The sequence below is a fragment of the Candidatus Omnitrophota bacterium genome (genome assembly GCA_028715415.1).
Lineage (GTDB): Bacteria > Omnitrophota > Gorgyraeia > Gygaellales > Profunditerraquicolaceae > JAQURX01.
The window spans coordinates 1-5,632 of the sequence record JAQURX010000026.1; the positions used below are offsets into that span (position 1 = coordinate 1).

Here is a 5,632-nt window from a genome sequence, read left to right on the forward strand (position 1 = left end):
AAAACCGGCACAGAAAGCTCCTGATAAACATCATCTTCATAAATAAAAATAACACTAAGTGTAGCGTAAAAATATTTATCCCCAAATAAGCGCATTAACCCATCATGTTCATAGCTATTGCTGTAATTTCCTCCGGCTAAGAAATGGATTTCCTCCACCTTCATCCCCGGCCTTATCGGCAGGGAAAACATATTGTTTCTTTCAAGATTAAGCCTTCCGTAATCCTTCCAGTCTCCTGCCCCCCCGCACCAAGAAATCAACCCCGTCATATTTCAGGTATTTACCGGCAAACAGATTCGGCCCGGCGCCCTCTAAAGCAAAATTATCCCTGTTCTTGGCGAGAAAATAAAAATTATCTTTCTTCTCCCAGGATTCCAGGGCCCAGGCAGCTAAAGGCAATAAAACCAGCGCTATAACACATAAAATTTTCTTAAACATTTTTATTTTTAAGCTTTATTTCCTGAAAATTAAATTCTTTTTGCGGTAACTTCCCCCTGATTAACCCTGAAATTGTGCCGACAAATTCTTCAGCAGTCTTTAAAGCATCTTTAGCCTCTTTTATCGAACAGGGAATTTCAGGTTCATAAATAAACCTGTTTCTTTTCTTTCTCATAAAATCATAATCATTAATGATCTTTTTGAAGTCATCTCCTAAAACTAACCCCACAAACCTAATCACGGTTAAATGCTTATCTTTGATATCCGGCCTGAAACCCTCAGTAAACATAAGCGCAAGCCCTGAACGCAGCATCGCGTTATAAGCATAATTAAAAGCGCACTCCTCATCCTGGCTTATATTTCTTTTTGCGGTTTTAAGGTCAACATAAGCGCGCTTCAACAAATTTAAAATAGCTTTATGATCAAGCGGGCATTTCTTGATTAAGCCATTCTTAAAAAGATTTTCTCTTGAATCTTTATAAATCATTTTCTTCGCCTACCAGCATTATCTTGGGTTTCTTTAACAGGTCAGTAATAAAGCCGCCTTTAGCCCTTTTCTTTGATTTATATTCTTGCCAAGAATAAATAGTGGGATTTATCTCCCTTTTCAGCTTCTTTTCTAATATGGAAAGCTTTTCATTCAAAAGAGAGTTATCTTGGTCCCCAATTATCATAAGGTCAATATCGCTGGCAGGATTTTCTTTTTGGGAAGCAAATGAACCATAAATAAAAGCAGTTTTTATCCCCTTGATTAATAACAAAGAGTCTCTCAGGCTTGCTTCTACTCCTACTGTCTTAGAAATAATGCTCTTTAATTCTTTAAACAAAGGATGTTTTTGATTAAGTGAATAATAGAGAAGATTCCCGGACTTCCTGGTATCAAATAGGCTATCCCCCTGGAACCTTATAAGCTCCCTGCGTATGCTGCCGGCAGAGTATCCTAATACGCGCTGAAGCTCCCTAAGGTAATACTCCTGGGAAGGATTAGTAAAGAAAAGGGAAAGCAGCCCCTGTCTGATTTTGGATTTTGTGATAAAAAGACTATTTAACATATGGACTCCATTTTGAGTACAATTGTACTCAAAATAGGATATATTGTCAATAATGAACTTCAGATGAATTAAGCCTTGATCATTACTAAAAGCATCTTAAAGGGCCCTATAGCCTTTAAAGCATGCGGCTTATTTGCCGGCATAATAATGGCTTGGCCCGCTTTCACCAAGTGAGTTTTACCCGCGATACAAATCTCTGCCTCTCCATCTAAGATATTAACTAAAGCATCAAAAGGCGCGGTATGCTCGCTTAAACCCTGCCCTTTATCAAAAGCAAAGAGTGTTACACTGCCCTTGTCTTTCTTGATAATTTCCTTGCTGACAACAGCGCCATCTTGATAATCTACCAAACTAATTAAATTTCCTGCCTCTTCAATAATATTCATCATTTGTTTAGGTTTTTCCTGATAAACATTTCTTTCTGAATATCGTTATATAGCTTCTGGAACAATTCAGGGTCATCGATAATTATGGAATCCTCCTGTGTGCCGTATTGGGAGCTTGACTTGACTTTTTTAACAAGGGAGATCCTTTCTTTTACTATATTATCTCCAAATTGCTCTAAGGTGGCGGTTATCTCATAGTTCTCCATCCTTAGCCAAACTTGTTTTATGCCTGTTTCCCCGTGAATAACCCCGGAAGCATGGTCAGAATCCTTGATTATGTACCCATAATCCTGGAATACTTGTAAGGTTGCCTTAAAAGCGTCTTCGAAGTTGCCTTCTAATTCTTTTGATTCAATTGACCTCCTCTGCATCGCGCTCATAGGCGTAACGCAACCTGCCAGGATAAACATCAATCCAAAAATTAAAAAGCTTCTTTTCATAAAGGCTCCTTTTTAAAAAGATGCCGCCCTGTAGCTGAAGTCTTTAACTATATTCTTATCATCAAACTCTATCATCAGCGTAAATGTACTTGCCGAAGTAGCTGCCCTGCCTGAAGAGCCGCCGGCGATAAGTATCGTGCCATATATACTTGAGCTGCTGGTCTCAACTGCGGCTTTATCATAGGTCCATACTTCATTACCGGTCTTATTCTTGGTAACGATATTGGGAGCACCGAATACCTCAAGGATCTCATTCTGTGAGGTCACTCCTTTGATAATCTTTGTCTTAGCCATACCCGGAGTTAAATTACTCTTCTGCACCGGCTCCGGAGTCGCGCACCCTGCCGCCAACACAACCAAAGCAAATAAACAAATTATTCCTCTTTTCATTTATCCTCCTTTATGCCCTCGGCCCCGCTCAAACTCAATCCTCGCCAGCCGCTAAATATAAATAGCTAAGCCATTCTTTTACTTTTAGGAAGATGAAGTAGCAACTATTTCTTGAACGGCCGCTTGTTAATATGGTCTACTAAAACCTTGGCCTCTTCTTTTGAAAGTTTACTGACTATTGTAGTTTTTCCTGTTGTAACAGGATCATAAATTTTAGGGGTATCCTGCAGGTTCCCATCAATAAATATGGCCATTCTTCTTCCGCCGTACTTAGAAGTAATTTCGTTAAATTTCTGTATTCCTTCCTTATTGAATTGCACATCAATAATTACCCCGGGCGTATTTGCGGCTTCCTGCTCCCTGATTTTTACAGACCCAATATCTTTTGCCGAAAGGAACGCATCCACCGTCACATATAATTCTTCCTGGTTAACCCGCTTTGCTAATTTCCGGCAGTCTGTCTGGCCCGCACCTGCGCAAACCAGCTTGAATTCTACCGAAACACCTTCCTGGCTGTCCGCGTTAGCATAACTTAATAAGAATCCTAAAGCGCATAAAACAATTAATCCGGAATAAACAAATCTCTTCCCCATTTTGCCTCCTGCAACTTTGTTTTTGCGAGCCCTGTTCCTCGGGGTCCTGCCGATGAAGTATCCCCATTCCTTCGGGACAAATCTTTCCTCGGAACGGGGATGCCCCTCTTCATCGTCACCCCTCGCCCAAATTTGAACTTAATCCACACCCCTCTAAAACAAGACTTATTTACCTTTTTACAAATAAATCAGAATACGGTTTATTCTTCTGCTTCAATCTTAAAATAAACTCTCAAAGCACTTGCGAATTCATCTTTGTTCTTTTGAATCTCATTAATAAAACAATCGTGAAGCTTTATTTTATTTGAAGGATCCTTATCTACATCTTTTAAAATATTCTTAAAGTTATTAAATCCTGTTGTCAGATCATTACTAATTTTAGTAATTCTTTTGGGTAATAATATTTTCATGTAGCCTTCTGTTCCATCATACCGTTCTTTTATTTCTTCTAGATCTTTCGTCAGTAAATCTTTAGTTGAAACGACAGCACCCTTACTATCTCTAATGTGCGAAGAATTTACAACCTTTTGACATGACCGATAATACTTATGGAGCATAATATAAAAGTCTACTATTTTATCAACGAATTTGTTGTGGATGGCTTTGGAAACATAAAAATCATTCCTAATTTGTTCTATTGCTTTTGCCATTTGTTTATTTTGCTCTAAGATCTTATCAAATTCTTCTCTTAAGGCCAGATAGTCACCTTTCTTTCGAAAGTATGCTCCAAAAAAACTAGCAATAGCAGCAATTATGGCAAGAAATAAGTAAGGTAACCAATTTAAAGTTACACCTTCTCGAACTATCTCTTTAATAAGTTTAATGTCTTCGGGATTAAACATTTATTTATTATTAATACATAAAATAAAGGTAATTTTATTTTAAAATTAACTCACACCCATAAAAGATATTTTTACTTACCTTCCGATTGAAAGTAACTAAAGTTGTTTATTTCCCTAATTTGTTCCTGCAATATTGTATTGAGAGAACCTAAAACCCCATAAACAATAATAGAAACAATGGCTGGAAAAATAATTCTAAAATCCAGAAACTTGAATTTAGACCCAAATATAAGAATAGTAAACCAGGTTAAAAAAGGTGCCAAAATAGTGGCGAGCATAATACTCCTGTTTATAGCTAAAACATCAAAACGTCGAGTACAAAAAATTCCTAAGTGTTCTAAATTATCAGATTTTACACAATTATCCCTTAAAACTGGCAATTTCATAAGTCTAATTAATGATGTTAATCTTGCCTCACTAATGTGCTCACTTGAAACATCTGACAATTTTAGCTTCTCTTGGTCAGATGGGGTCATTTCTTTGATAAGCTTCAAATGAATTTTACCTCTTAGGGACAGTAAATCAAATATACGCGAAAACCAGCAAGAACAATTGTTATAGTAAATTGACATGGATATAACAGTCAAAATATAGCCAATAGGTAAACTAAAACCTAAAAGGGCTATTAATATTTTATCTACAGCTTTGTCACCCATAAGTTCCGTAATTAACCCAGAGCTTAAACCAACAACCCAAAACAATGATATCAAAAGAAAATACATACCTACTATTCCATATCTTTCAAACCAATTCATATGTATACCTCCTCTGTATCATTATGGGTGGCGAGGCGTGTTTTGAGCAGGGCGTTTGCAGGCCGAGCGGGCAAGATCCCGCCACCGTTATTGCTTTGCGGGGACCGAGGTCGAAACCCGAGCGACGTTTGCCACGCTGGGGCAAACAAGCGTCCCGGAGAGAAGCACGCCTCGCCACCCACAAATATTATATCTTAAGGGACAACAGTCCCCTGCGGGGACAGTCCCTGCGACTATTTCTTTTCTTCTTTGTTTTTAATCGGTAAAAAGCCGGCCATTTCACCAATCACATTGACCAACTCTGTATTTGCCGGAATAACAATCTTGGCATTATTCACTAACGCCTTCTCAACCGCCTCAAGTTTCCGTAACACCTGCGCATTACCCACAAAATAATGCTCCGCTGCTTCATTAACAAGCTTAATCGCTGCTGCTTCGCCTTCTGCCTCTAAAATACGCGCCTGCTTGATACCTTCAGCTTTCTTAATCTCCGCGCGCTTTTGCCCGTCAGCTGCGGTTTCAGTTGCAGTAGCAAAATCAATAGCGGCGATCTTTTCATTTTCAGCCTTAACTACCTTATTCATCGTCTCCTGTACATCTTTAGGAGGGTCAATCTCTTTTAATTCAGTCCTTACAATCTCTAAACCCCAGCTTGCGGTTTCTTCGCAGAGAGTCTTATGCAATTCAGCGTTAATCTTGCCTCTTTCGCTGTTAGCGGATTTTAAAGTCAAGGTAC

The 5,632-nt window shown here is 38.6% G+C and carries 10 protein-coding genes; all 10 read right to left on the reverse strand.

What is annotated here, in order from left to right:
• Positions 1 to 269, reverse strand: a 269-nt coding sequence (locus PHO70_08430) for a hypothetical protein (protein ID MDD5432987.1), incomplete at its 3' end; no start/stop codon positions are given.
• Positions 270 to 430: 161 nt separating this feature from the next.
• Complete coding sequence (locus PHO70_08435; protein MDD5432988.1) at positions 431 to 925, reverse strand: HEPN domain-containing protein; 495 nt, start codon at positions 923 to 925, stop codon at positions 431 to 433.
• Positions 915 to 1,490 carry a nucleotidyltransferase domain-containing protein gene (locus PHO70_08440; GenBank protein MDD5432989.1) on the reverse strand — a complete coding sequence of 192 codons (576 nt, stop codon included), beginning with the start codon at positions 1,488 to 1,490 and terminating at the stop codon, positions 915 to 917. The genes PHO70_08435 and PHO70_08440 overlap by 11 nt, the downstream gene beginning before the upstream one ends.
• Before the next feature lie 68 nt (positions 1,491 to 1,558).
• A complete protein-coding gene (locus tag PHO70_08445; GenBank protein ID MDD5432990.1) occupies positions 1,559 to 1,879 on the reverse strand; it encodes a cupin domain-containing protein in 321 nt (106 codons plus the stop codon).
• Positions 1,876 to 2,316: a membrane lipoprotein lipid attachment site-containing protein gene (locus tag PHO70_08450; protein ID MDD5432991.1), complete on the reverse strand. Its 441-nt coding sequence runs from the start codon at positions 2,314 to 2,316 to the stop codon at positions 1,876 to 1,878. Before PHO70_08450 ends, PHO70_08445 begins: the two co-directional genes overlap by 4 nt.
• Positions 2,317 to 2,328: 12 nt before the next feature.
• Positions 2,329 to 2,706 (reverse strand): hypothetical protein, encoded by a 378-nt coding sequence (locus tag PHO70_08455; protein ID MDD5432992.1) that lies wholly within the window; start codon positions 2,704 to 2,706, stop codon positions 2,329 to 2,331.
• 104 nt (positions 2,707 to 2,810) lie between these two features.
• A complete protein-coding gene (locus PHO70_08460) occupies positions 2,811 to 3,299 on the reverse strand; it encodes a hypothetical protein (GenBank protein MDD5432993.1) in 489 nt (162 codons plus the stop codon).
• A gap of 200 nt (positions 3,300 to 3,499) precedes the next feature.
• Complete coding sequence (locus tag PHO70_08465) at positions 3,500 to 4,141, reverse strand: hypothetical protein (GenBank protein ID MDD5432994.1); 642 nt, start codon at positions 4,139 to 4,141, stop codon at positions 3,500 to 3,502.
• Positions 4,142 to 4,212: 71 nt separating this feature from the next.
• Positions 4,213 to 4,896 (reverse strand): hypothetical protein, encoded by a 684-nt coding sequence (locus PHO70_08470; protein MDD5432995.1) that lies wholly within the window; start codon positions 4,894 to 4,896, stop codon positions 4,213 to 4,215.
• A 233-nt stretch (positions 4,897 to 5,129) separates the two neighbouring features.
• Positions 5,130 to 5,632: SPFH/Band 7/PHB domain protein (locus PHO70_08475; protein MDD5432996.1), on the reverse strand; the 503-nt coding region annotated here is incomplete at its 5' end.

Excerpts from the sequence above, each read along its gene's own strand:
- PHO70_08435 (MDD5432988.1), bottom strand. The coding sequence starts at position 925 with ATGATTTATAAAGATTCAAGAGAAAATCTTTTTAAGAATGGCTTAATC.
- PHO70_08465 (MDD5432994.1), bottom strand. The coding sequence starts at position 4,141 with ATGTTTAATCCCGAAGACATTAAACTTATTAAAGAGATAGTTCGAGAA.
- PHO70_08445 (MDD5432990.1), bottom strand. The coding sequence starts at position 1,879 with ATGATGAATATTATTGAAGAGGCAGGAAATTTAATTAGTTTGGTAGAT.
- PHO70_08470 (MDD5432995.1), bottom strand. The coding sequence starts at position 4,896 with ATGAATTGGTTTGAAAGATATGGAATAGTAGGTATGTATTTTCTTTTG.
- PHO70_08450 (MDD5432991.1), bottom strand. The coding sequence starts at position 2,316 with ATGAAAAGAAGCTTTTTAATTTTTGGATTGATGTTTATCCTGGCAGGT.
- PHO70_08440 (MDD5432989.1), bottom strand. The coding sequence starts at position 1,490 with ATGTTAAATAGTCTTTTTATCACAAAATCCAAAATCAGACAGGGGCTG.
- PHO70_08455 (MDD5432992.1), bottom strand. The coding sequence starts at position 2,706 with ATGAAAAGAGGAATAATTTGTTTATTTGCTTTGGTTGTGTTGGCGGCA.
- PHO70_08460 (MDD5432993.1), bottom strand. The coding sequence starts at position 3,299 with ATGGGGAAGAGATTTGTTTATTCCGGATTAATTGTTTTATGCGCTTTA.